Source organism: Streptomyces sp. RLB3-17, from assembly GCF_007113425.2.
Taxonomy (GTDB): Bacteria; Actinomycetota; Actinomycetes; order Streptomycetales; family Streptomycetaceae; genus Streptomyces; species Streptomyces mirabilis_D.
This window is the reverse complement of the sequence record NZ_CP041610.2, coordinates 7,838,670-7,860,598: the sequence shown is the minus strand read 5'-3', so window position 1 is coordinate 7,860,598 and position 21,929 is coordinate 7,838,670. Positions and strand designations below refer to the sequence as shown.

21 protein-coding genes, 5 tRNA genes and 1 pseudogene are annotated in these 21,929 nt (G+C 70.6%); 8 read left to right on the top strand and 19 right to left on the bottom strand.

Features of this window, described 5'->3' with window-relative positions:
• Positions 1 to 117: 117 nt before the first annotated feature.
• Positions 118 to 1,944, bottom strand: a complete 1,827-nt coding sequence (locus FNV62_RS35580) for a DAK2 domain-containing protein (protein ID WP_143628241.1) — start codon at positions 1,942 to 1,944, stop codon at positions 118 to 120.
• Positions 1,945 to 2,203: 259 nt separating this feature from the next.
• Here FNV62_RS35580 and rpmB point away from each other — a divergent pair, with 259 nt between their 5' ends.
• Positions 2,204 to 2,389, top strand: coding sequence for a 50S ribosomal protein L28 (gene rpmB, locus FNV62_RS35575; RefSeq protein ID WP_003993230.1), 186 nt, complete (start codon positions 2,204 to 2,206; stop codon positions 2,387 to 2,389).
• Positions 2,390 to 2,866: 477 nt separating this feature from the next.
• A pseudogene (locus tag FNV62_RS55985) lies at positions 2,867 to 3,115 on the top strand (hypothetical protein); the annotation flags it as partial.
• Positions 3,116 to 3,474: 359 nt separating this feature from the next.
• Here the strand turns inward: FNV62_RS55985 and FNV62_RS35565 are convergent.
• Positions 3,475 to 4,440, bottom strand: a complete 966-nt coding sequence (locus FNV62_RS35565) for a thiamine-phosphate kinase (RefSeq protein WP_054235392.1) — start codon at positions 4,438 to 4,440, stop codon at positions 3,475 to 3,477.
• Between the two features lie 206 nt (positions 4,441 to 4,646).
• Here FNV62_RS35565 and FNV62_RS35560 point away from each other — a divergent pair, with 206 nt between their 5' ends.
• Together FNV62_RS35560 and FNV62_RS35555 are read left to right on the top strand one after the other, a co-directional pair.
• Positions 4,647 to 4,880: an Lrp/AsnC family transcriptional regulator gene (locus tag FNV62_RS35560; RefSeq protein ID WP_028802415.1), complete on the top strand. Its 234-nt coding sequence runs from the start codon at positions 4,647 to 4,649 to the stop codon at positions 4,878 to 4,880.
• A 20-nt stretch (positions 4,881 to 4,900) separates the two neighbouring features.
• Positions 4,901 to 5,395 (top strand): DUF3515 domain-containing protein, encoded by a 495-nt coding sequence (locus FNV62_RS35555; protein WP_097286388.1) that lies wholly within the window; start codon positions 4,901 to 4,903, stop codon positions 5,393 to 5,395.
• Between the two features lie 57 nt (positions 5,396 to 5,452).
• Here the strand turns inward: FNV62_RS35555 and FNV62_RS35550 are convergent, their stop codons facing one another.
• The 3 genes from FNV62_RS35550 to FNV62_RS35540 form a co-directional block, all read right to left on the bottom strand.
• On the bottom strand, positions 5,453 to 6,610 hold the full coding sequence (locus FNV62_RS35550; RefSeq protein WP_054235394.1) for a D-alanine--D-alanine ligase family protein: 1,158 nt from the start codon (positions 6,608 to 6,610) through the stop codon (positions 5,453 to 5,455).
• A gap of 137 nt (positions 6,611 to 6,747) precedes the next feature.
• Positions 6,748 to 7,758, bottom strand: coding sequence for an NAD(P)H-dependent glycerol-3-phosphate dehydrogenase (locus FNV62_RS35545; protein ID WP_097286386.1), 1,011 nt, complete (start codon positions 7,756 to 7,758; stop codon positions 6,748 to 6,750).
• Entirely contained in the window at positions 7,755 to 8,561 is an 807-nt protein-coding gene (locus FNV62_RS35540) for a lysophospholipid acyltransferase family protein (RefSeq protein ID WP_054235396.1), read from the bottom strand. Before FNV62_RS35540 ends, FNV62_RS35545 begins: the two co-directional genes overlap by 4 nt.
• 145 nt (positions 8,562 to 8,706) lie before the next feature.
• Here FNV62_RS35540 and cofC point away from each other — a divergent pair, with 145 nt between their 5' ends.
• Together cofC and FNV62_RS35530 are read left to right on the top strand one after the other, a co-directional pair.
• Positions 8,707 to 9,354, top strand: a complete 648-nt coding sequence (gene cofC / locus FNV62_RS35535; protein ID WP_097286385.1) for a 2-phospho-L-lactate guanylyltransferase — start codon at positions 8,707 to 8,709, stop codon at positions 9,352 to 9,354.
• A 128-nt stretch (positions 9,355 to 9,482) separates the two neighbouring features.
• Positions 9,483 to 9,686 (top strand): hypothetical protein, encoded by a 204-nt coding sequence (locus tag FNV62_RS35530; protein ID WP_054235398.1) that lies wholly within the window; start codon positions 9,483 to 9,485, stop codon positions 9,684 to 9,686.
• A 91-nt stretch (positions 9,687 to 9,777) separates the two neighbouring features.
• Here the strand turns inward: FNV62_RS35530 and FNV62_RS35525 are convergent, their stop codons facing one another.
• The 4 genes from FNV62_RS35525 to leuC form a co-directional block, all read right to left on the bottom strand.
• On the bottom strand, positions 9,778 to 10,437 hold the full coding sequence (locus FNV62_RS35525) for an HU family DNA-binding protein (RefSeq protein WP_054235399.1): 660 nt from the start codon (positions 10,435 to 10,437) through the stop codon (positions 9,778 to 9,780).
• 138 nt (positions 10,438 to 10,575) lie between these two features.
• Positions 10,576 to 10,806, bottom strand: coding sequence for a hypothetical protein (locus FNV62_RS35520; RefSeq protein ID WP_054235400.1), 231 nt, complete (start codon positions 10,804 to 10,806; stop codon positions 10,576 to 10,578).
• 277 nt (positions 10,807 to 11,083) lie between these two features.
• Positions 11,084 to 11,677, bottom strand: coding sequence for a 3-isopropylmalate dehydratase small subunit (gene leuD, locus FNV62_RS35515; RefSeq protein WP_054235401.1), 594 nt, complete (start codon positions 11,675 to 11,677; stop codon positions 11,084 to 11,086).
• Between the two features lie 6 nt (positions 11,678 to 11,683).
• A complete protein-coding gene (gene leuC / locus FNV62_RS35510) occupies positions 11,684 to 13,117 on the bottom strand; it encodes a 3-isopropylmalate dehydratase large subunit (protein ID WP_143603034.1) in 1,434 nt (477 codons plus the stop codon).
• Between the two features lie 189 nt (positions 13,118 to 13,306).
• Here leuC and ndgR point away from each other — a divergent pair, with 189 nt between their 5' ends.
• Positions 13,307 to 14,023 carry an IclR family transcriptional regulator NdgR gene (ndgR, locus tag FNV62_RS35505; RefSeq protein WP_015036427.1) on the top strand — a complete coding sequence of 239 codons (717 nt, stop codon included), beginning with the start codon at positions 13,307 to 13,309 and terminating at the stop codon, positions 14,021 to 14,023.
• Between the two features lie 228 nt (positions 14,024 to 14,251).
• On the opposite strand, the gene FNV62_RS35500 is transcribed toward ndgR, so the two are convergent.
• Entirely contained in the window at positions 14,252 to 14,785 is a 534-nt protein-coding gene (locus FNV62_RS35500) for a DUF4188 domain-containing protein (protein WP_054235403.1), read from the bottom strand.
• Positions 14,786 to 14,866: 81 nt separating this feature from the next.
• On the opposite strand from FNV62_RS35500, the gene FNV62_RS35495 reads away from it, so the two are divergent.
• Complete coding sequence (locus FNV62_RS35495) at positions 14,867 to 15,511, top strand: MerR family transcriptional regulator (RefSeq protein ID WP_143628239.1); 645 nt, start codon at positions 14,867 to 14,869, stop codon at positions 15,509 to 15,511.
• Positions 15,512 to 15,613: 102 nt separating this feature from the next.
• Here FNV62_RS35495 and FNV62_RS35490 read toward each other — a convergent pair.
• The 9 genes from FNV62_RS35490 to FNV62_RS35450 form a co-directional block, all read right to left on the bottom strand.
• Positions 15,614 to 15,686, bottom strand: a tRNA-Glu gene (locus FNV62_RS35490).
• Positions 15,687 to 15,714: 28 nt separating this feature from the next.
• A tRNA-Gln gene (locus FNV62_RS35485) sits at positions 15,715 to 15,786 on the bottom strand.
• A 20-nt stretch (positions 15,787 to 15,806) separates the two neighbouring features.
• A tRNA-Glu gene (locus FNV62_RS35480) sits at positions 15,807 to 15,879 on the bottom strand.
• A 62-nt stretch (positions 15,880 to 15,941) separates the two neighbouring features.
• Positions 15,942 to 16,014, bottom strand: a tRNA-Glu gene (locus FNV62_RS35475).
• A 42-nt stretch (positions 16,015 to 16,056) separates the two neighbouring features.
• Positions 16,057 to 16,128, bottom strand: a tRNA-Gln gene (locus FNV62_RS35470).
• 89 nt (positions 16,129 to 16,217) lie between these two features.
• A complete protein-coding gene (locus FNV62_RS35465; protein WP_143609314.1) occupies positions 16,218 to 16,949 on the bottom strand; it encodes an HAD family hydrolase in 732 nt (243 codons plus the stop codon).
• A gap of 37 nt (positions 16,950 to 16,986) precedes the next feature.
• Positions 16,987 to 19,224 (bottom strand): FlgD immunoglobulin-like domain containing protein, encoded by a 2,238-nt coding sequence (locus tag FNV62_RS35460; protein WP_143628237.1) that lies wholly within the window; start codon positions 19,222 to 19,224, stop codon positions 16,987 to 16,989.
• Between the two features lie 172 nt (positions 19,225 to 19,396).
• Positions 19,397 to 20,872: a glutamate--tRNA ligase gene (gene gltX, locus FNV62_RS35455; protein ID WP_060901231.1), complete on the bottom strand. Its 1,476-nt coding sequence runs from the start codon at positions 20,870 to 20,872 to the stop codon at positions 19,397 to 19,399.
• Entirely contained in the window at positions 20,865 to 21,653 is a 789-nt protein-coding gene (locus tag FNV62_RS35450; RefSeq protein WP_054235408.1) for a fumarylacetoacetate hydrolase family protein, read from the bottom strand. Before FNV62_RS35450 ends, gltX begins: the two co-directional genes overlap by 8 nt.
• Between the last annotated feature and the right edge of the window lie 276 nt (positions 21,654 to 21,929).

Here is a 21,929-nt window from a genome sequence, read left to right as displayed (position 1 = left end):
CGGAGTTGTTCGGCCGCGGGTGGGTGGGGGCTGGTCGCGCAGTTCCCCGCGCCCCTGAGGCGGGGGCTTCGCCCCGCATTTCCCCCGCCGCCCCTCCCCGTTCCCGTCCCCCGGGGGCTACTCCACCCCGATCAGCAACAACGCGCCCTGTCGACCGCCCCGGTACGCCACCGTGTCCACGGCCAAGTACGACTCCCGGACCCGCGCTTCGAGGTGGGCGGCGATGGAGCCGGGAGCGTCGTCGCCCAGGACGAGGGTGACCATCTCCCCGCCGGCGGCGAGCATGCGGTCGAGGACGGTTTCGGCGGTGGCGGTGATGTCGGAGCCGATCACGGCGACATCGCCGTCGATGAGCCCGAGGACGTCGCCCGCCTGGCAGATGCCGGCCATGGTCCAGGACTGACGCTCGGCGACGGCGACCTCGGCGTAACGCGTGGCGCCCGCCGCCGAGGTCATGGCGACGACGTCCTCGTCGAAGCGGCGTTCGGGCTCGTGGACGGCGAGCGCGGCGATGCCCTGGACCGCGGAGCGGGTCGGGATCAGCGCGACCCGGACGCCTTCCGTACGGGCCTGCTCGGCGGCGGCCGCCGCGGTGTGCCGCAGGTCGGCGTCATTGGGCAGCAACACCACCTCGCGCGCGTGGGCCCGGCGTACGGCCTCGACGAGTTCCCCGCTCGCGGGCGGTTCCCCGGGCCGTGCGAGCACGGTGGTGGCCCCGGCCTCGGCGTACAGCCCGGCCAGCCCTTCGCCGGGCACGACCGCCACCACGGCCCGCTGCGCCCGCTCCCGGGGCGGCCGCCCCGCCGCGCCCGCCGTGTGGGCGTCGTCGAGCCCGAAGTGCGTGATCCGGATCCGGTACGGCCGCCCGGCCTCGACCCCCGCCTCCACGGCGGCACCGGCGTCGTCCGCGTGCACATGGACGTTCCACAGCCCGTCCCCGCCGACCACGACGAGCGAGTTGCCGAGGCGGTCGAGCCGGGCCCGCAACCGTGCCACGTCCGCGTCCTCCGCCTCCAGCAGGTAGGTCACCTCGAAGGCCGGGCCTTCTTCCCCCGGCCGGCTGTCCACGCACACGCCGTTCACATCCACACGGGCCACGCCATCCACACGGTCCACCCCACTCACGCCGTCCATGCCATTCACGCGCGTGTGGACCTCGCCCGCCACTCGTCCGGCGCCCGGGGACTCCCCCGTGAACGTCTCCGCCAGGGCCGCCAGCACCGCCAGCAGCCCCCGCCCACCCGCGTCGACCACACCGGCACGCTCCAGCACGGCCAGCTGGCCGGGGGTCGCCATGAGGGCCGCCCGTGCTCCCTCGTAGGCCGCGCACGCGACCGTGCCGCAGTCGCCCTCCGTGCCGGTGGCCGCCTCGGCGGCGGCCGTGGCGACCGTGAGGACCGTGCCCTCCACGGGGTGCGCGACGGCCTCGCGTGCGGAGTCTGCGGCCTGTCGCAGGGCCAGCCGGAGGGCCTGTCCGTCGGTGTGAGCGCTCTCACCATCGGTCGCACCGTCGGTCTCACCACCGGCCGCACCGTCGGCCTCACCGTCGGCGGCTAGGACCTGCGCCATGCCGCGCAGCAACTGCGCGAGGATCGTCCCGGAGTTCCCGCGGGCCCCGATCAGCGCCCCGTGCGCCATCGCCCGCACGGCGTCGGCGAGCGTGGGCAGACCAGCCCCCGTGACCTCCGTGGAAACCGCCCCGGAGGCAGCGGACCCCGTGGGGCCGAGGACCCCCGTCACGGTCTCGTAGCCCGCGAAAACCGCCTCCACCGCCGCTGCCGCCGACTCCACCGTCAGATACAGATTCGTTCCGGTGTCCCCGTCCGCGACCGGGTAGACATTGATGGCGTCGATCTCCTCGCGCGCCCGCCCCAGCGCCTCCAGCGCGAGGCCGCACCAGGTGCGCACCGCGAGAGCATCCAATGTCTGCGGCACCTGCGGCACCTGCGCCTCCTTGAGCATCTGGACGTGGCACGCAGCGTAGTACCCGAATGGGTTACTGGCGGTAGGGGACCCCAAGGAGGGCCGGGGTGAGCCCCGGGGCAGCCATGGTAGTTTCGTTCTCCGGACGCAGTCGTTGTATGCTGCTCCAGTTGCCCGATTCGATCGGGTCTTCCCCCTGGCACCGCCACTCAGATCCTAGATCTCGATTCCGGCATGCCGGGATCAACCGTAAGAGCATCTGAAGTCTTTGGAGTGACCCGTGGCTGCCAACTGCGACGTCTGCGGCAAGGGGCCGGGCTTCGGCAACAACATCTCGCACTCGCACCGCCGTACGTCCCGTCGCTGGAACCCCAACATCCAGCGCGTCCGTACCGTGGTGGGCGGGACGCCGAAGCGCGTGAACGCTTGCACCTCGTGCATCAAGGCCGGCAAGGTCTCGCGCTGACGCAACGCTAGCGCGCGGCCACTGCTGGTTCGCTTAAAAACCGGTCCACCTTCACGGTGGGCCGGTTTTTTGTTGTCTTCTTGCTTCCATCCGCTGTGCGGTATCGGCCATGGGGTGTCCCACGCGCGCGTAGCCCCCGAGCTCTCCTGGTTCTGGCGGTTGCTCGGTCTCTACGGAGAGCGGGCGGCCACGGCCCGGGAGCTGCTCGCGGCCGTGGGCGCCGAGCCGCCCGCGGGTCTCGCGGAGGAGTACGTCCTGTGCGTGATCAACGCGCTCTCGGGTCAGAGCGGCGATCCGGCCGACCAGCGGCGCCTGGCCCGTGTCGAGGACGTACTGGCCGGGCTGAGCCGACCCCTGCGGCAGGAGCAGTTCGCCGGGCGTCCGACGGCGTCCGAGGAGTCGTTCGCACCGTCTCTGGCGGGTTTTCGCGCGACCGGGGACCACTGGGACCTGGCGAACTGCCTCGACCCGCTGGGCATGTTCGCCGACTGGCGTGGGGACCACCGGCACGCTCTCGAACTGCTCGACGAAGGGCTCTCGTACGTTAGGGAGTTGGCCGCTCCCGAGGAGACCTCGGACCTCCTGCGCACCCGTGCGACCGTGCTGCTGCACCAGGAGCAACCGGTCGAGGCGAGGGAGCACTTCAGCCAGGCCCTGACGCCGGCCCGCACCGTGGGCCTCGCCGACAAGGTGGCGGGTGCCCTGCGGGGCCTGGGCGACGCCGCTCGGCTCGCCGGAGACACCGGCCACGCGCGCGTGCGCTACGAAAGCGCCCTGGAGGCCTGCGCCGCCAACTGGTTCAGCATGGGGGAGACCGTGCGCATCCTCATCGGTCTCGGCCGTTCCGCGGCCACGGAGGGGCGCCTCGACGAGGCGCGTGACGGGCCCCCTCCAGGCGGCCGACCTCGCCGTCGGGAGTCCCGGAGCACGGGAACCCGCCGAGTCCGCGGAGGCGTTGCCGGTCCTCGCCGACTCCCCCGAGCGCGCCACCGTCCCGCTGAGCGCCGCCGTCGGCCTGCGCGGGGACCGAGAAGGCGGCCACCGGCATGGAACTCCGCGCATACCCCGCCTGACGGGGTGGGCGGCTACGACTCGATGTCCCCGAAGTGGTCCCAACCGCCCTTGCTGGTCCAGGGCGCGCCGTCCACCGTGACCTGGGGCAGCGCCGAGGGGTTGAGGACCTCGCCGATCACCTTCCAGCGCGCGGGCAGCTTCACGTCCGGTGGGAAGGCAGCCACGATCGCGTGGTCCTCCCCGCCGGTCAGCACCCACTGGATGGGGTCGACGCCGACGGCCTGGCCGATGTCGTTCATCTGGGAGGGGATGTCGATCGCGCCCGAACGGATGTCGATCCGCACCTTGCTCGCCTCGGCGATGTGGCCCAGGTCGGCGATCAGCCCGTCGCTCACGTCGCACATCGCCGTCGCGCCGAGCCCGGCGGCGGCGGGACCCGCGTGGTACGGCGGCTCGGGGCGGCGGTGGGCCTCTACGAAGGCGCGCGGTGAGCGGAAGCCGCGGGAGAGCACCGCGTGCCCGGCCGCGGACCAGCCCAGCCAGCCCGTCACGGCGATCACGTCACCGGGCTGGGCGCCGCCCCGGGTGACCGGCTCGTGATTGCGCAGATCGCCGAGCGCGGTGATCGAGATCATGATGGTGTCGCCGCGCACGACATCGCCGCCGACCACGGACGCGCCCGCGACCTGGCACTCGTCGCGCAGCCCGTCCATCATCTCGGAGGGCCAGGTGGCCGGGAGTTCGGCCGGGACGACCAGACCGAGCAGCAGTGCGGTCGGTACGGCGCCCATCGCGGCGATGTCCGCGAGGTTCTGCGCGGCCGCCTTGCGCCCGACGTCGTACGCCGTGGACCAGTCACGGCGGAAGTGCCGCCCCTCCAGGAGGATGTCGGTGCTCGCCACCACCCTGCGGTCGGGCGCGGCCACCACCGCGGCGTCGTCGCCCGGGCCGACCCGGACCGCCGGGGTGGTGGTGAGACGCGAGGTGAGCTCCTTGATGAGCCCGAACTCCCCCAACTCGCCCACGGTGCCCTTCATGATCGTACTGCTCCCTCTGCCGCTACCCGTGCCCGGTCGCGAGCCGTCTCTGTACTCGGTACGGTCGAGTTGACCGTCAACTTGTGCAGTCCGTGCACCCCGGCGCGCAAGCCCCAGCCACCGCGGGTCTCCCCGTGGCGAGCGGCGACGCGATACCGTGGCGTTCCTTTTCCCCACATGATCCTCGTGGCCGCCCTGGAGGTTCCGTGGTACAGGCGTACATCCTGATCCAGACGGAGGTCGGCAAAGCGTCGACCGTCGCCGAGACGATCAGCAAGATCCCGGGGGTGATCCAGGCCGAGGACGTGACAGGACCGTACGACGTGATCGTGCGCGCCCAGGCCGACACGGTCGACGAACTCGGCCGCATGGTGGTCGCGAAAGTCCAGCAAGTGGACGGCATCACCCGTACGCTGACCTGCCCGGTGGTGCACCTCTAGCCCCCGTCTACCCTTGGCCGGTGAACTTCTCCCGTCACCGGCACACCGCTCTCTTCGGGCCGTCCGTTCTCGCCCTGTTGATCGCCGCCACAGGCTGCTCCTCAGCAGACGACGGCGGATCGGCCGCGGTTCCCAGCCCGGGGGCGAAGGTCACCGGGCTGTGTCAGAACCTGGACAAGGTGCTGCCGAAGAAGATCGACGGCCTCGACCGGAACGATCCCGAGCCCCGGTCCGCGCTGACCGCGGGCTGGGGAAGCCCGGCGATCATACTGCGCTGCGGTGTCGAACGACCCGCGAAGATGAGCGACCAGAACGCGCTCAGCGGCGAGGTGAACGGCGTCGGCTGGCTCATGGAGAAGCAGAACGACGGCTCGTACCGCTTCACCACGAGCCTGCGGCGCGCGTATGTCGAGGTCAGCCTGCCCAAGAAGTGGGTCCAGCGGGACGGGTCGAACGCGCTCGTCGACCTGGCCGCGCCCATCAAGAAGGCGATCCCCGAAGGGATCGCCGACTGACGTACACACGTGCGCGCGGGGGCGTGTGCCCTGGAGCGGAGCCCCGGTGTCCCAGGTCTACCGAAGCCCCGTCGGGCGGCGCAGCGCCGCCCCGATCAGGCGGTCCACCAGCTCCGGGTAGGCCACGCCGCTCGCCTCCCACATCTTCGGGTACATGGAGATGGGCGTGAAGCCCGGCATGGTGTTGATCTCGTTGATCACGAACTCGCCGTCCTCGGTGAGGAAGAAGTCCGCGCGCACCAGGCCCTCGCAGGAGGCGGCCTCGAACGCGTCGACCGCGAGCCGCTGGACCTCGGCGGTCTGCTCGGGGGTCAGCGGGGCGGGCACGAGACCGGGCGTCGAGTCGATGTACTTCGCCTCGAAGTCGTAGTACGCGTGCGACTGCACGGGCGGGATCTCCGCGGGCACGCTGGCACGCGGACCGTCCTCGAACTCCAGCACCCCGCACTCGATCTCGCGGCCGCGCAGCAGCGCCTCCACGATGATCTTCGGGTCGTGGCGCTGGGCCTCCTCGATCGCCTCGTCGAGGCCTTCGAGGGAGTCGACCTTGGTGATGCCGATCGAGGAGCCCGCGCGCGCGGGCTTGATGAACAGCGGCCAGCCGTGCTCACCCGCGAAGTCGATGATCTTCTTGCGGGCGGCGGACTCGTCGCGCTCCCACTCACGGGGCCGGATCACCACGTACGGGCCGACGGACAGCCCGAAGGAGGTGAACACCCGCTTCATGTACTCCTTGTCCTGGCCGACGGCCGAGGCGAGCACACCCGCACCGACGTACGGGACTCCGGAGAGTTCCAGGAGGCCCTGGAGGGTGCCGTCCTCGCCGTAGGGGCCGTGCAGCACGGGGAAGACGACGTCGACCTCGCCCAGGGCCTTGGGGACCGATCCGGGCTCGCTGTAGACGACTTCGCGGTTGGCCGGGTCGACGGGGAGGATCACGCCGCCCTCGCTCGACTCCGCGAGCTGCTCCACGTCCGGCTGACGCCGGTCGACGATGGCCATCCGGTCCGGTTCGTCGGCGGTGAGCGCCCAACGGCCGTCCCGGGTGATGCCGATCGGCAGGACGTCGTACTTCGTCCGGTCGATGGCGCGCAGGACGGCGCCGGCCGTGACCACGGAGATCCCGTGTTCGGAGCTGCGGCCGCCGAAGACGACGGCCACGCGCGGCTTGCGAGGCGGCTGCTCAGGGCTCTGGGGGAGGTTCTCGGTGCTCATATCGCGTTGAGAGTACCCGTTGGTACGGCGCTGAGTCAGCGCCCCACCGCGGCCGTTGTCCAACGTCGCACGGGTGGTCGCTCAGCGTCGTACGAGCCGTTGCGGAGCGTTGATTCCCGGCGCCGCGGCGCCGCTCCTCAGCGGCGCTCGGCCTTGGCGCTGCGCCCCATCAGCTCCTTGACCGCGACGACCGGCGACTTGCCCTCGTGGACGATGCCGACGACCGTCTCGGTGATGGGCATGTCGACGCCGTGCCTGCGGGCCAGATCCAGCACCGACTCACAGGACTTGACGCCCTCGGCGGTCTGCTTGGTGACCGCGATGGTCTCCTGGAGGGTCATGCCCCTGCCGAGGTTGGTGCCGAAGGTGTGGTTGCGTGACAGCGGCGAGGAGCAGGTGGCCACCAGGTCGCCGAGGCCCGCGAGTCCGGAGAAGGTCAGCGGGTCGGCGCCCATGACGACACCGAGTCGGGTGGTCTCGGCGAGTCCGCGCGTGATCAGCGAGCCCTTGGCGTTGTCGCCCAGGCCCATGCCGTCCGCGATGCCGACGGCCAGACCGATCACGTTCTTCACCGCGCCGCCCAGCTCGCAGCCCACCACGTCGGTGTTGGTGTACGGGCGGAAGTACGGGTTGTGGCTGGCGGCCTGGAGGCGCTGGGCGACCGCTTCGGAGGTGCAGGCGACCACGGCGGCGGCCGGCATCCGGGCGGCGATCTCACGGGCCAGGTTCGGTCCCGTGACCACGGCGATACGGTCGGCGCCGACCTTGGCGACGTCCTCGATGACCTCGCTCATCCGCATCGCGGAACCGAGTTCGACGCCCTTCATGAGGGAGACCAGGACCGTGTCGGGCTCCAGCAGCGGCGTCCACTCGGCGAGGTTCCCGCGCAGGGTCTGCGAGGGCACGGCGAGCACGGTGAAGTCGGCGTCACGCGCGGCCTCGGCGGCGTCGGTCGTCGCCCGCAGGTTCTCGGGGAGTTCGACGCCCGGCAGGTAGTCCGGGTTCGTACGCGTGGAGTTGACCGCCTCGGCGAGCTCGGTGCGCCGCGCCCACAGGGTGACCTCGCACCCCGCGTCGGCGAGCACCATGCCGAAGGCCGTACCCCACGATCCGGTCCCGAAGACGGCCGCCTTGACCGGCTTGCTCACGTGCTCTGCCCCTCTTCCTGCTGTGCCTGTGCCTGCTGCTGGGCCTGTGCCCGCTCCTGAGCCCTCTCCTGGGCCCGGGTACGCCTGCGCTGTTCGATCCGTACCTGGCGCGGGTCGTAGGGCGTCTCAGGGGCCTTCTCGCCGCGGAGCTCCTCCAGCTGCGCGGTGATGGCGGCCATGATGACCTCGGTGGCCTCCTTCAGGAGGTCCGGGCTCATCTCCTTGTCGTAGAAGCGCGACAGGTCCACCGGAGGGCCGGCGAGAACGTGGTGGGTCTTGCGCGGAAGGAGGTTGGGCTTCTTGGCGTACGGCGGCAGCAGTTCGTTGGCACCCCACTGGGCGACCGGAATCACCGGGCACTTGGTCTGCAGGGCGACCCGGGCGGCACCGGTCTTGCCGGTCATCGGCCAGCCGTCGGGGTCGCGGGTGAGCGTGCCCTCGGGGTAGAACGCGACGCACTCGCCGCGCTCCACGGCGTCGATCGCGGCCCGGAACGCGCTCAGCGCGTCGGTGCTCTCGCGGTACACGGGGATCTGTCCGGTGCCGCGCATCGCGGCCCCCACGAATCCCTTCCTGAAAAGCCCGGCCTTGGCCAGGAAACGCGGAACACGCCCGGTGTTGTACTGATAGTGGGCATACGCGAACGGGTCCACATGCGAATTGTGGTTCACCGCGGTGATAAATCCGCCCTCAGCCGGAATGTTCTCCATTCCGCGCCAGTCCCGCTTGATCAGAACCACCAGTGGCGGTTTGCAGAGGACCGCTGCGAAGCGGTACCAGAAGCCGATTCTGCGGCGGGGCACGCGGACACCTTCCTCTTAGGGCCTGGGGGGCCGCACAAGTGTCGCCCCAGGCCGCCTGTCTGTCGAGAACACCGTACGCCCCGACGTCCGGACCGCCAGGGGTGCCGGGTCACAATGGGCGCGACAAGGGAGGAACGGAGCGCTCGTGCAGTGGACCTTGGTCATCCCCCTCAAAGCCCTCTCCCGGGCCAAGAGCAGGCTCTCGGACACCGCCGCCGACGCGGTGCGCCCCGGACTCGCCCTCGCCTTCGCGCAGGACACCGTGGCGGCCGCGCTGGCCTGCGCGGCGGTCGGCGATGTGGCGGTCGTCACGGACGACGCGCTGGCCGGGCGGGAGCTCGCCGCACTGGGGGCGTGGATCGTGCCGGACGAGCCGGGAGGCGGTCTGAACGCCGCGCTGGCGCACGGAACGGCGGCCGTACGCTCGCGAAGTCCCGAATCCGCCGTGGCCGCCCTGAACGCCGATCTGCCCGCGTTGCGTCCCCTGGAATTGGCCCGGGTACTCGATGCCGCCGCCGAATTCCCGCGTGCTTTTCTCTCCGATGCGGCCGCAATCGGCACCACTCTGCTGGCCGCATCTCCCGGCCGGGAATTGCGTCCCGCCTTCGGCACCGATTCCCGAGCACGTCATCGCGCCTCGGGAGCCGCGGAACTCCTCCTCACCGCGGTGGATTCCGTACGCCAGGACGTGGACACCGGCGACGATCTGCGCGCCGCGCTCGCCCTGGGGGTGGGCCCGCGCACGGCCACACTGGCGGCGAAACTCCTGATCCCGGGCCAACCGGGCACCTGAACGCCCCTGGGGCCTGTCCGGCGGAGCACACCGGATACGCGGGCCCCAGCCGCGTGAATCTGCGTTCGCCGAAGCCCGGTCCGCCGGGCCCACCGGCGGCGTACACCGGCGCTGGATAGGCTTTCGGCATGCAGGCGACCGCGTACACGTACGACCCCGACACCCGTAGCGGACAGGTGCTGCTCGACGACGGCACGCCGGTGCCCTTCGACGGCGCGGCGTTCGACGCCGGCGGGCTCAGGCTGCTGCGCCCGGGACAGCGCGTGCGCATCGAGACCGAGGGCGACGGCGAGGCACGCCGGATCACGCTGGTGACGCTCCAGACCTTCTGACCAGGCCCTCCCACCAGGTCCCGGACACGCCGCGGGCCGGGCTCCCCGTGGGAGTCCGGCCCGGCGCGTGGGTTGCCCTGCGTCCCTGCTTCTAGCGGGCGGTGGCCTTCTTGGCGGTAGTCTTGCGAGCCGTCGACTTCTTGGCGGGGGCCTTCTTGGCGGTCGCCTTCTTCGCCGGGGCCTTCTTGGCCGTCGCCTTCTTGGCGGTGGTCTTCTTCGCCGCGGTCTTCTTGGCGGTCGCCGTGGTCTTCTTGGCGGTCGTCTTCTTGGCGGTCGCCGTGGTCTTCTTCGCCGCGGTGGTCGTCTTCTTCGCGGCCGTCTTCTTCACGGCGGCGGTGGTCTTCTTCGCGGCCGTCGCCCTCTTGGCGGTGGTGGCCTTCTTGGCCGCGGCCTTCTTCACGGTCGCCGCGGCGCCGCCGGTCAGGCTGCCCTTGGGCGCCTTCTTGACCGCGACCTCGCCACCACGCGGGAGCTTCTTCGAGCCGCTCACCAGGTCCTTGAAGCCCTGACCGGCGCGGAAGCGCGGCACAGAGGTCTTCTTGACCCGAACACGCTCACCGGTCTGCGGGTTGCGGGCGTAACGAGCCGGACGGTCTACCTTCTCGAAGGAACCGAAGCCGGTGACCGAGACCCGGTCCCCGCCGACAACTGCACGGACGATCGCGTCCAGTACGGCGTCGACCGCGTCGGCGGCCTGCTGACGCCCGCCGACCTTGTCGGCAATCGCTTCTACGAGCTGCGCCTTGTTCACGTCTTCCCCTTCGGAGACATTGCCCGAACGAATGCGTTCAAGCTTTTTCGCACGTTAGGCAGATATATACCGCAAATCAAACACGAAACGGGCTAATCACCCTTGTGCCGCAACGAACTCGGGCTGTCGCGGAGTTCCTCAGCGATCCCCTTCGAGGAATCGACCCTCGTCGAGGTCGGTGGTGAACCGCTCCAGCCGCCTTGTCGCGTCGGCGAGATCGTGCTTGGCCACGGCCGTAATGACCAGCAGCTTCCGGGTCAGCGCCATCCGTACGCCCTCCGGGACTTGCAGTGCGCGCACTCTTGTGTGCGCTTCCTTCAGTTGGGCCGCGACTGCCGCATAGAGCTCGAGTTGGCCGTCGTGTTCCATGCACAGATTGTGCCATCTGGGGCGAGTTGTCGCCTGCCCAGGGGGTAACTGCCGCCCCTGGAGAGGGTCCTGGGCGCCCCGGAGCACCGCGTCCCCAAGAGGCGCGTACCCAGGCAATCTCCTTTGTAACTAGGGGAGTTGGAGCCTCCCGAAGGGGCGTTCCGGAGGCGTCCGGGGGCAGACACAGCTGTACCCCCAACCGTCCACGATTGGGGGTACAGAGGGGTGTTGCGGTGGCTGAAATCAGCCCTGCCTCAGCCGCGAAGCGGCGCGGGCGTCAGACCTGGAGCGTCTTCGGCTTGTGCGACGGCCGCTTGGCCTCGTACTCCGCGATGTCGCCCTCGTTCTGGAGGGTGATGGAGATGTCATCCAGCCCGTTCAGCAGCCGCCAGCGGGCGTTCTCGTCGAGCTCGAAGGCGGCGGTGATGCCCTCGGCGCGCACTTCGCGGGCCTCCAGGTCGACCGTGATCTCGGCCTCGGGGTCCTTCTCCGTCAGCTCCTGCAGCGCGTCCACGATCTTCTGCTCCAGAACCACCGTGAGCAGGCCGTTCTTGAGCGAGTTGCCCCGGAAGATGTCCGCGAACCGGGACGAGATGACGGCCTTGAAACCGTAGTTCTGCAGCGCCCAGACGGCGTGCTCGCGGGAGGAGCCGGTGCCGAAGTCGGGGCCCGCGACCAGGACCGTGGCGCCCTTGCGCTCGGGCTGGTTGAGGATGAAGGACGAGTCCTTGCGCCAGGCCTCGAACAGCCCGTCCTCGAAGCCGTCCCTGGTCACCTTCTTGAGCCAGTGGGCGGGGATGATCTGGTCGGTGTCGACGTTGCTGCGGCGCAGCGGAACGGCCCGGCCGGTGTGCGTGGTGAATGCTTCCATGACTTCTCAGACTCCAGCGGGCGTGCGGGCGGCAGACGAGTCGGCGAGATCGGCCGGGGAGGCCAGGTGGCCGAGTACGGCGGTGGCGGCGGCGACCTGCGGCGACACCAGGTGCGTACGGCCGCCCTTGCCCTGCCTGCCCTCGAAGTTGCGGTTCGAGGTGGACGCGGAGCGCTCACCGGGGGCCAGCTGGTCGGGGTTCATGCCCAGACACATCGAGCAGCCCGCGTGCCGCCACTCGGCGCCGGCCTCCTTGAAGACCACGTCCAGGCCCTCGGAGACGGCCTGCAGACCGACCCGCGCGGAACCGGGGACCACCAGCATCCGTACGCCGTCGGCGACTTTGTGGCCCTCGACGATCGCGGCGGCGGCGCGCAGGTCCTCGATGCGGCCGTTGGTGCAGGAACCTACGAAGACGGTGTCGACCTTGATGGCGCGCAGCGGCTGTCCGGCGGTCAACCCCATGTACTCCAGGGCCTTTTCGGCGGCCATGCGCTCCGAAGCGTCTTCGTACGAAGCCGGGTCGGGGACGGACGCCGAAAGCGGCGCTCCCTGGCCGGGGTTGGTGCCCCAGGTGACGAACGGCGCCAGCGACGGGCCGTCGATGACCACCTCGGCGTCGAAGACCGCGTCCTCGTCCGACTTCAGGGTCTTCCAGTACGCGACCGCCGCGTCCCACTCCTCGCCCTCGGGGGCGTGCGCACGGCCCTTGAGGTACTCGAAGGTGGTCTCGTCGGGGGCGATCATGCCCGCGCGGGCGCCGGCCTCGATCGACATGTTGCAGATGGTCATCCGGGCTTCCATCGAGAGCTTCTCGATGGCGGAGCCGCGGTATTCCAGGATGTAGCCCTGGCCGCCACCCGTACCGATCTTGGCGATGATCGCCAGGATCAGGTCCTTGGCGGTGACGCCGTCGGGCAGCTCGCCGTCGACCGTGATGGCCATGGTCTTGGGGCGGGCCAGCGGCAGCGTCTGGGTGGCCAGCACGTGCTCGACCTGCGAGGTGCCGATGCCGAACGCCAGCGCGCCGAAGGCGCCGTGCGTGGAGGTGTGGGAGTCGCCGCAGACCACGGTGGTGCCGGGCTGGGTCAGACCCAGCTGCGGTCCCACCACGTGGACGACGCCCTGCTCGACGTCACCCAGCGAGTGCAGCCGTACACCGAAGTCGGCGCAGTTCTTGCGCAGGGTCTCCAGCTGGGCCCGGGAGACCGGGTCCGCGATGGGCTTGTCGATGTCGAGGGTCGGGGTGTTGTGATCCTCGGTGGCGATGGTGAGGTCGAGACGGCGCACGGGACGCCCCGCCTGGCGGAGGCCGTCGAAGGCCTGCGGGCTGGTCACCTCGTGCAGCAGGTGCAGATCGATGAAGAGGAGGTCGGGCTCGCCCTCGGCGCGCCGGACGACATGGTCGTCCCAGACCTTCTCCGCGAGTGTCCTACCCATCGCTTTCCCTCCGGCCGGCCTGTGTGGCGCCGGCCCAACTAGAGATTTCCGGGGCGGTGGCGTCCGCACCCCTCGTCCGGACGCCCTCCACCGGGCCCGTTGGTCCGCGGGCCGCTGTGTCTACAAGGGTGGCGCGTTCCACCGAAAATTGAACTTGCGTTTCACAGAGTGAGACGCGAGTATCGTTGCATGGACAACAGTAGCGGCGTCGGCGTTCTGGACAAGGCAGCCCTTGTCCTGAGCGCTCTGGAGTCCGGTCCGGCCACCCTCGCGGGACTGGTCGCGGCGACCGGACTGGCACGACCCACGGCACATCGCCTCGCCGTGGCACTTGAACACCACCGCATGGTGGCGCGTGACATGCAGGGCCGTTTCATTCTCGGCCCCCGCCTCGCCGAGCTGGCCGCGGCCGCGGGCGAGGACCGCCTCCTCGCGACGGCCGGCCCGGTGCTCACGCACCTGCGCGACGTCACGGGCGAGAGCGCCCAGCTCTACCGCCGCCAGGGCGACATGCGCATCTGCGTCGCCGCGGCCGAGCGTCTGTCCGGCCTTCGGGACACGGTCCCGGTCGGTTCGACGCTCACGATGAAGGCCGGTTCCTCGGCGCAGATCCTGATGGCCTGGGAGGAGCCGGAGCGTCTGCACCGCGGTCTCCAGGGCGCCCGCTTCACCGCCACGGCACTCTCGGGCGTACGGCGCCGGGGCTGGGCCCAGTCGATCGGCGAGCGCGAGCCGGGCGTCGCGTCGGTCTCCGCGCCGGTGCGCGGACCCTCGAACCGGGTGGTCGCCGCCGTCTCGGTCTCCGGTCCGATCGAGCGCCTGACCCGGCACCCTGGCCGTATGCACGCCCAGGCGGTCATCGACGCCGCCGCCCGCCTCTCCGAGGCCCTCCGCCGCACGGGCTGAGCCACACCTCCAGTACGACACCGGTCCAGCACGACACCGGGGGACGAGCCGGCCTCAACGCCGCGGCAGGCTCACCCCCCGAACACCTCCCCTCCCTGCGCCGCCCCCAGGGGCGCGAGGAACCGCGCGCTCAGCCACACACAACCCGCACAGCCCGACCGACGATCACCCCCCCCCCAGGGGCGTGGGGACCTGCGCAACCAGCCGCAGCCGGCCCGCACCATCCGATCAACCCGCCACTCCCCCGGCCTCCGCTCCCGCCTTGGGCGACCGATGAGCGAACCGGTCCGCCGCCCGCCGTCCCCGCTTCTCCACGGGCAACGCCCCGTACGCGGCCGCGAGCCCGAAGGGCGGCATGTCCGCGTAGATCGACTCGTACGACCCCTCCGGCACCACATACGCCTCGTGCCAGATCCCCACGTGCTGCCGCACCTTCCCCGCCCGTTCCTTGCGGTTGATGATCGCCCACACCTTGTGGTGGAACATGTCGGGCGCCGACGCGTAGGCGTACAGCTTCTCCTTGGACTCCCAGTACTGGACGACGTAGTACGTCCGTGGTGACGCCGTCAGCAGAACGCGGCCGAGCAGGCCCCGGCTGCCGTCCTTCTCCAGGTCCCGCACCATGCGCAACATGGCGAAGAACACCGGCACCCACTGGTGCACCGCCCAGAAGTGGTTGACGCGCATGCCGATCAGCAGGACGACCACGTCCCCCTCGGCTGCTGCGGTGGTACGGCCTGCGGTCACCCGGGTACCGGACATCTCGTCCCCTCCATTGGCGAGCGGCGCTATCCGATGGCGCCATGCTTGGATAGTGGCGCCACCCAAGGAAGGGCGCAAGAGATGCGGCTGTCGGAGTTGAGCGAGCGGAGCGGGGTGTCCACCGCGACGATCAAGTACTACCTGCGGGAAGGACTGTTGACTCCCGGGCGCCAGGTCAACGCGACGACGGCGGACTACGACGAGAGCCATCTGCGCCGGCTGCGGCTGGTGCGGGCGCTGATCCAGGTGGGCCGGGTGCCGGTGGCCACGGCCCGGGAGGTTCTCGGACACGTCGACGACGAGTCCCTGGGCCGGACGATCCGGCTGGGCGCGGCCCTGTGGGCGCTGCCGCAGGAGCCCGAACCGGACGATCAGGACCCGGCCGTCCGGTCCGCGCGCCGCGAGGTGGACCAACTGCTGGCTAACCTGGGCTGGGAGACCGCACGGGAGCTCGCGCCCCTCTCCCCCGTGCACCGTTCGCTGGTGGCGGCGGTGGCCACGCTGATCCGGCTCGGGTATTCCTGGGACGCCGAACTCCTCGCGCCGTACGCGGAGTTGATGCACCAGGTGGCGATGCGGGACCTGGACTACCTGGAGACGCACACGTCCGACGCGGAGCGGGTGGAGACCGCGGTCGCCTCGGCCGTGCTCTTCGAGCCGGTGCTGCGGGCGCTGCATCGGCTGGCGCAGGAGCAGGAGTCGGCGCGGCGGTACGGCATCGAGTGAGCAGTCGTACGGGCCGGGCGTGTCGGGCCCGTACGACGGGGCACGGGATCGGCCGGGAAACGCCTACGGACCCCCACCGAAGTGGAGGCCCGTAGGACTCTGTACCCCCGACCGGATTCGAACCGGCGCTACCGCCTTGAGAGGGCGGCGTGCTAGGCCGCTACACAACGGGGGCCTAGATCCTGCGTTTCCGCAGATCAAAGCTGGTCTACCAGGACTCGAACCTAGAATGACGGTACCAGAAACCGTAGTGTTGCCAATTACACCATAGACCAAGGTGATTCAAGGTAAAGCGTACCCCCGACCGGATTCGAACCGGCGCTACCGCCTTGAGAGGGCGGCGTGCTAGGCCGCTACACAACGGGGGCCCTAGCGATCCTGCATGAGAGACAGCGGGTGCGACCCGGACTGTCTTCCTGGGACGGATCTGTACCCCCGACCGGATTCGAACCGGCGCTACTGCCGTGAGAGGGCAGCGTGCTAGGCCGCTACACAACGGGGGCGTTGCGGAATTGATCTCCGCATGTGCAGATGAGCTCTGCGAGCTGGCCTACCAGGACTCGAACCTAGACTAACGGAACCAGAAACCGTCGTGCTGCCAATTACACCATAGGCCACTGAAACTCAATCCCTTGCGGGATCTTGTTTTAGCTAGCGCCTCCGAGTCCCGGCCTTTCGGCCCGCTCTCGGCGGCGCAGGAAGAACATTACCTGAAGGTGGACGACGCTCCAAAACGGGTATCGGCGCCGAGGATCGCGGGGAGTTCGGCCAGCGAGGCGATCCGGTGCGGACCCGTCGGCGGATCACCCGCGGCGGCGTGAGTGCCGTCCCGGTCGATCCAGACGGAGAACAGGCCGGCCTCGGCGGCGCCCCGTCCGTCGATCTCCGGGTGGTCACCGACGTAGGCGACCCGATGCGGCGGCAGTTCCAGGGCTTCGCAGGCCGCGTGGAAGGCGGCCGCGGCGGGCTTGGAGACGCCGAGCTCGGCGGCGCACAGGATCGCCTCGAAGCGGTCGTGCACACCGAGGACCCGCAGCTTGCGGTCCTGCACGAGGAGGCTGGAGTTGGACAGGACCGCGTGCCGGTGGCTGGTGACGAGGCTGTCCAGGACGGGCAGGACGTCCGGGAAAAGGCTCCAGGCGGACTCGTAGTGCGTGATGTAACGGTCGAACCAGGCGTCGGCCTCGGTGTCGCTCAGCGACTCCCCCAGGAACACCCTCACGCGTTCCCTGCGCTGGCCCTGCCAGTCCGTCTCACCCGCCGAGAACCGCGCCCACTGCGCGTCGGTGACCTCGCGCCAGCGCGCGAGGGCCTGCTCGACGGACGCGCCGCCGAGCAGGCCCTCGGCCGCCAGATGGTTCCGCATGCCCGCCCGGTCCGCGGCCGTGTAGTCGAAGATCGTGTCGTCGATGTCCCAGACCACCGCGTCGATGCTCATGCACCGAACCGTATCCCCGGGCGCGGGCGGCTGTCCCTCAGCCGGCCGTGGTCGTACCCGTCAGAGCGAGGGCCGGCCCCTGGCCGTCGCGCGGCTCGGCGGTCAGCTTCCAGGTGTAGGTGCCGGACGGAACGAAGGCGCCGGAGTCCGTACGGGCGTCCCAGGCGGGGCGGACCGCGGCGGCGGTGGAGGCGCCGGTGAGGGTGCGCACGACGGTGCCGGAGGCGTTGCTCAGGGTCAGCCGCCATGTGGAGGGCTTGTTCAGCTGCCACACGGGCCGCCAGGGGTTCGCGGTGGTGGGGCCGCCCGGCCGCGGGTCGGTCTGTGCCTCCATCTGGGCGAGCGCCGAGGTCGGCACGCCCGCCGTGACGATCGCCACCTGACGCCTGTCCGTGAGGTAGGCGACGTTGCCGCCGAACCGGTCGACCGCCCAGCGGCCGGTGCTGCCGCCGGTGTTCTGGTCCGCGGTGGGCAGCACGGCCACGGTCCGGGTGGTCGCCGTGCCGGTGTGGAAGTCGGTGAGCAGCAGCTCGTGCGTGGTGCGGTTCTCGCGGACGAGATAGCCGTCGGCGAGGCGGGCCTGCCCGGACGGAACGGTGACGGCGCGGTTCGCGGCACGGTCGTAGACGCCCGCGGGGCCGGCCGAGCCGCAGCTCCAGTACAGCCAGGCGTTGACGGCCTGGATCTCGCTGGGTGTGCAGGGGGCGCCGGTGTCGACGGTGGCGACGTTCTTCTTGGCCTTGAGGTCGTACGCCACGACGGTGCCCTGGGTGCTGCCGGGGGTCCACAGGCGCTGGCCCCAGACCGCGGCGGCGGTGCGGGTGCGGTCGAGCGCGGTCCCGCCGGAGGTGGCGTCGCGCGGGAAGTCGGCGGCCCGCTGGCTGCCGGGGGTGCCGCCGTTGTAGAGGACGTAGCGCCCGGTGCCGGTGCCGATGCGACCGCCCGCGTCGCCGGTGGGTTCGTCGGCGATGGTCGTCGCGTCGAGCCCGACGGCCAGGACGTGCTCCTCGCCCTGGGCGTCGGTCCACAGGTAGGCCACCCGGCCGTCGCCCAGTGCTTCGAGCTGCGGGCACGCGGCGTCGCCGCCCGGGCAGGTCGAGCCCTGGAGCGTCGGGCCGCGACGGGACTGCAGGCCGGTGGGCCTGCCGGCGGTGTCCAGCGGGATGTCGTAGAAGCCGTAGACGCCGCCGGTGTGCGTCGTGTTGCCGTACATCAGCAGCTCGCCCCCGGCGAGCGTCATGCCGTCCGGCGCGGCCTGCCAGGCGGGCAGGTCGAGCGCCTTCTCGGTGGTGGCGGAGCCGTCCTCGGCTGGGGTGACCCGGTACACGTGCCAGTCGACGCTCGACGGTCCGGCGGTGGCGAGGGCGCCGCCGTCCGGGGTGGCCAGGAAGGAGCCCTTGGAGTTGGCGAGCAGGGTGCGGGCCGTGTTGTCGGCGAGCGAGACGGCCGTGAGTTCGGGGATGGCGCCGCCGGGCAGGAACATCGCGTTGCCGGTGAGGAGTTGGTCGCCGACCACGGCCTGCGCCTCGCCCAGGAAGGACGCCGTGATGGTGCTGGGGGCGGTGCCGGGGGCGGAGTCCACACGGATCGCCTTGGTGCCGTTGACCAGCCAGCGGTCGTTGAAGACGATCCGGGGCGAGTTGCCGACGCCCGTGAGGTACGTACGGAAGGTCCCGTCCGCGAGGTCCACGAGCCCCACGTCGGTGGAGCCGTCGCGGGTGTAGACGACGGCGAGGCGGCGCACCGAGCCGCCGGTGACGAAGGTGCCGGTGAGCTGGGCACCGTCGGGGAGCCCGGTCACCGGAAGGTCGGTGGTGGTGCCGTCGGCGGCGGCACGCAGCACGTGCGGGGCTCCCGCGGCGTCCTGGGTGAGCACGCTCCAGCCGGAGGCGGCCCGGTACGTCTGGCCGGACGGGACGGTGACCGTGGCGGTCGCGCCGGTGGAGCGGTGCTGCTGGGTCACGGTGGCACCGGAGACGCCGGTGATGACGTCGGTGCCGGTGCTCAGGTCGTCCGGGCCCGCGTGTGCGGGCGGTGTGACACCCGGGTAGTCGGCCCACTGGAGCGTTCCCGAGCTCTCGGGGAGCCGGTAGCGGAACCCGGAGGATCCCGCCCAGGTGTAGTCGATCTCGGTCGGCAGCGTGCTGCTCAGCTGGACGGTGGCCACGGGTGTGTCGACGCTCGGCGCGGCGTGCGCGGGCGCGGTGAGCACGGCGCACGACAGGGCCACGGCCCCGCTGAGGGCCACTGCGGCAAGTCTTCGTGAACGGGTCACGTTCCCCTCCCCTGAAACATGGTGCACAGACGCATCATGAGCACGGGGGACATACAACTGGCCCGCCAGAGCGGGAGTTGACAGGAACGGTGAACTCCGGGTGACGGGTCGGCGCACACAAGGGGGGCGGCGTCCGAACCGGACACCGCCCCCCTGTGCGTACACCGTGTGCCTACGCGGCGAGCCGCTCCAGTGCGGCGTCGACCCGGGCCAGCGTCTTCTCCTTGCCCAGGATCTGCAGGGACTCGAAGAGCGGCAGGCCCACCGTGCGGCCGGTGACGGCGACGCGGACCGGCGCCTGGGCCTTGCCGAGCTTGAGGCCGTGCTCCTCACCGGCGGCCAGGACGGCCTCCTTGAGGGACTCCGGGGAGGACCAGTCGGCGGCGTCCAGCTTCTCGCGGGCCGTGCGGAGCAGGGCGTCGCTGCCCTCCTTCATGGCCTTCGTCCAGGAGGCCTCGTCGACGGCCGGCTCCGGCAGGAACAGGAAGTCGACGTTGTCCGTGATCTCGGAGAGGACCTTCATCCGCGACTGGGCGTACGGGGCGATCGCCTGCCACTTCGCCTCGTCGAAGTTCTCCGGCGCCCAGGGGGCGAACGGGGCCCGCAGCCAGGGGGCGCAGCGCTCGGTGAAGTCCTTCACGTCGAGCAGGCGGATGTGGTCGGCGTTGATCGCCTCGCACTTCTTCAGGTCGAAGCGGGCCGGGTTCGGGTTCACGTCCGTGACGTCGAAGGCGGCGACCATCTCCTCGATGGAGAAGATGTCGCGGTCCGCCGAGAGCGACCAGCCGAGCAGGGAGAGGTAGTTCAGCAGGCCCTCGGGGAGGAAACCGCGCTCCCTGTAGAGGTTGAGCGAGGACTCCGGGTCGCGCTTGGAGAGCTTCTTGTTGCCCTCGCCCATGACGTACGGCAGGTGGCCGAAGGCGGGGGTCTCCTTGGCGATGCCCAGCTCGATCAGCGCCTTGTAGAGGGCGATCTGCCGCGGGGTGGAGGAGAGCAGGTCCTCACCGCGCAGGACGTGGGTGATCTCCATCAGGGCGTCGTCGACCGGGTTGACCAGCGTGTAGAGCGGCGCGCCGTTCGCCCGGACGATGCCGTAGTCCGGAACGTTCTCCGGGAGGTAGGTGATCTCGCCGCGGACCAGGTCCGTGAAGGTGATCGCCTCGTCGGGCATCCGGAAGCGGACGATGGGCGTGCGGCCCTCGGCCACGTAGGCGGCCTTCTGCTCGTCGGTGAGGTCGCGGCAGTGGCCGTCGTAGCCGGAGGGCTTGCCGGCGGCGCGGGCGGCCTCGCGGCGGGTGTCCAGCTCCTCGGTGGAGCAGTAGCAGTGGTACGCGTGGCCGGCGTCCAGCAGCTTCTGGGCGACATCCTTGTAGATGTCCATGCGCTGCGACTGGCGGTACGGCGCGTGCGGGCCGCCGATCTCGGGGCCCTCGTCCCAGTCGAAGCCCAGCCAGCGCATCGAGTCGAGCAGCTGGTTGTACGACTCCTCGGAGTCGCGGGCCGCGTCGGTGTCCTCGATGCGGAAGACCAGAGTGCCTTCGTTGTGCCGGGCGAACGCCCAGTTGAACAGGGCGGTGCGGACCAGGCCCACGTGGGGGTTGCCGGTCGGGGACGGACAGAAACGTACGCGGACGGTCGCGTTAGCCACGCTTGATCACCTTGTTGGTGAGAGTGCCGATGCCTTCGATGGTGACGGCGACCTCGTCGCCGACGTTCAGGGGGCCGACCCCAGCCGGGGTGCCGGTGAGGATCACGTCGCCGGGGAGCAGCGTCATGGCCTCGGTGATGTTGACGATCAGGTCCTCGACGGAGTGGATCATCTCGCTGGTGCGGCCGAGCTGGCGCTGCGCGCCGTTGACCGTGCACTGGATCGTGATGCCCTCGGCGATCGCGGCGAGGTCGAGGTCCGTCTCCACCCAGGGGCCGAGCGGGCAGGAGTTGTCGAAGCCCTTGGCCCGGGCCCACTGCTTCTCGCGCTTCTGGACGTCACGCGCGGTGACGTCGTTGGCGCAGGTGTAACCGAGGATGACGTCCTTGACGCGCTCGCGCGGGACCTCACGGCACATGCGGCCGATGACCACGGCGAGTTCGGCCTCGTGGTGCAGCTCGCTGGAGAAGGAGGGGTACTGGATCTCGTCGCCGGTGCCGATCACCGAGGTCGACGGCTTGAAGAAGGCGAACGGGGCGTCGGGCACCTCGTTGCCGAGTTCCTTCGCGTGCTCCGCGTAGTTGCGGCCGAAGGCCACGACCTTGTTGGGGAGCACCGGCGGCAGTAGCCGCACCTTGCTCAGCGGGACCTTCGTACCGGAGAGCTCGAAGTCCGCGAACGGAATGCCCTTGATGATGTCGAGGACGAGCTCGTCCGGCTTGTCGCCCTCGACCGCGCCGAAAGCGACGTTGCCGTCGATGGAGAACCTGGCGATGCGCACGGGATCCTTGCGCCCCTCACTGAGCTGGCTGGAGTCTGACGCTCCAGGCTAACGCGGGGAAGGGGGCGAGCCTCGCGTATATCCGCCGGTGGGCCGCAAGCCGTGTGCGCTCCGGCGGCTGTCCACCATGTGTGCCGGTCGGCTGTCCGGCGCAGGTGGCCGCCGCCGGCCACCAGCGCCGGGGGTCATCCTCCACATCCCCCCGGCCATCGGCCGTATGTGGCGGTCGGTCGCCGCCCGTGCGCGCGGGGCGACCGGCGACCATCCGTGCCGTCC

Excerpts from the sequence above, each read along its gene's own strand:
- FNV62_RS35565 (WP_054235392.1), bottom strand. The coding sequence starts at position 4,440 with ATGAAGGGCACCGTGGGCGAGTTGGGGGAGTTCGGGCTCATCAAGGAG.
- FNV62_RS35550 (WP_054235394.1), bottom strand. The coding sequence starts at position 6,610 with ATGAGCACCGAGAACCTCCCCCAGAGCCCTGAGCAGCCGCCTCGCAAG.
- FNV62_RS35530 (WP_054235398.1), top strand. The coding sequence starts at position 9,483 with ATGCAGGCGACCGCGTACACGTACGACCCCGACACCCGTAGCGGACAG.
- FNV62_RS35520 (WP_054235400.1), bottom strand. The coding sequence starts at position 10,806 with ATGGAACACGACGGCCAACTCGAGCTCTATGCGGCAGTCGCGGCCCAA.
- leuD (WP_054235401.1), bottom strand. The coding sequence starts at position 11,677 with ATGGAAGCATTCACCACGCACACCGGCCGGGCCGTTCCGCTGCGCCGC.
- leuC (WP_143603034.1), bottom strand. The coding sequence starts at position 13,117 with ATGGGTAGGACACTCGCGGAGAAGGTCTGGGACGACCATGTCGTCCGG.
- ndgR (WP_015036427.1), top strand. The coding sequence starts at position 13,307 with ATGGACAACAGTAGCGGCGTCGGCGTTCTGGACAAGGCAGCCCTTGTC.
- FNV62_RS35500 (WP_054235403.1), bottom strand. The coding sequence starts at position 14,785 with ATGTCCGGTACCCGGGTGACCGCAGGCCGTACCACCGCAGCAGCCGAG.
- FNV62_RS35495 (WP_143628239.1), top strand. The coding sequence starts at position 14,867 with ATGCGGCTGTCGGAGTTGAGCGAGCGGAGCGGGGTGTCCACCGCGACG.
- FNV62_RS35465 (WP_143609314.1), bottom strand. The coding sequence starts at position 16,949 with ATGAGCATCGACGCGGTGGTCTGGGACATCGACGACACGATCTTCGAC.